General features: G+C 36.0%; 1 protein-coding gene. It reads left to right on the forward strand.

Translation table 11 applies throughout. From position 1 onward, the window contains the following. Positions 1-148 precede the first annotated feature (148 nt). A complete protein-coding gene (locus tag PT287_RS10005) occupies positions 149-1,426 on the forward strand; it encodes an ISL3 family transposase (protein WP_277134667.1) in 1,278 nt (425 codons plus the stop codon). The last annotated feature ends 53 nt before the right edge of the window (positions 1,427-1,479 follow it).

A 1,479-nucleotide genomic window follows, 5' to 3' on the forward strand; every position in this document is an offset into this window, starting at 1 on the left:
TGGCTGTACACTTTTTCCTGTTGATGAATTTCCTTATGGTATTCTTTAACAGGATATTTTTTATGCTCAAAAACAAAAAGAAGACATTTCAAACTGTCTTCCTTATATCCATTAATCTTCTACCATTCATGTTTTAAGGAGTTTTACTTTGCCTTCTCTTGATAATTATTCTACTAAACTTTTACTTGATATTAAAGATGCTAACCTGACTTTTTCTCATTTTTATTATGCTTCTGATCATTTTACCAAAATCTTAGTTGCCGAACTCGCTCTGCCTTTGAACACTTGTCCCAATTGTCAAGCTAATTTAGTCCACAACGGCCATTACGTTTCACGTCTTCATTATTTAGCTCTAGATGCTTCTAAGCCCCTGCAAATTGAACTCCATAAGCAACGTCTATACTGCCGTAATTGTCGTCATTCTTTTATGGCTAACAGTTCCTTAGTTGACAAGTTCTGCTTTATCTCTAATCCAGTTAAGCAAAAAGTAATTCACGATTTAACTGCTGACCGTTCACTAACCGAAATTGCCCAGGCTAACAATGTCTCTGCCAACACTGTTTTACGTACTTTTACTAGATTTAAAAAGTTGCCACAGGTTGATGACTATGATTACTTACCCGAACACATTGGCGTTGATGAATTTCGGGGTGTTGGGCGGCAATTGCACTTTATTTGTGTTAATGGTGATACGCATGAGATTATTAAAATCTTACCAACTCGCTTCAAAAAAGATATTACCGCTTTTTTTGCCAAGTTTCCTGCCACCCTCAGAAGTAAGGTTAAGACCATTACTATGGATCTCAATGCTTATTATCAAGACCTAGCTTATGCACTTTTCCCTAATGCTCAAGTTATTATTGATCGTTTTCACATTGTGCAGATGCTTAATCGTTCCTTTAATCAATTGCGGGTACAAACAATGAAACAGTTTAAACATTCTGACCGTCGTTACATCCTGCTTAAATATCACTGGAAGTCATATTTAAAGCCATATGAACAATTAGAGGCTAAACAGCCTAGGTATTACCAGCACTTAAAAGATCGGTTGACTCAAGAACAGATCGTTGAAGAGGGGTTATGCATTAATCCTAAATTACGCGCAACTTATGACTTAATGCAGGATTTCAGATTAGCATTAACCAAGCATGATTCTGAGCAAATGGCTAATTTATTTAACCAGCACATTGATGTTGGCCCGCAAATGAAGATTACCCTTAGGACTTTCAAACGCAATCGTCAAGCTGTTCTTAATGCGGCTGTTTTTAAATATTCCAATGGTTGTGTTGAAGGTACTAACCGCAGAATTAAACAAATTCAACGCACAGCCTATGGTTATCGCAATTTTTCCAATATGGTTGCTAGAATTAACTTAGAAGCCAAAAATGCCGTATTAAAAGAAAACACTTTAAGCATTACTGCTTAAAGTGCATCTAATTCATTATTTATCTTCATCAACAGAATTTGACAAAGAGCCAT

It is taken from the genome of Lactobacillus sp. ESL0679, assembly GCF_029433515.1.
Lineage (GTDB): Bacteria > Bacillota > Bacilli > Lactobacillales > Lactobacillaceae > Lactobacillus.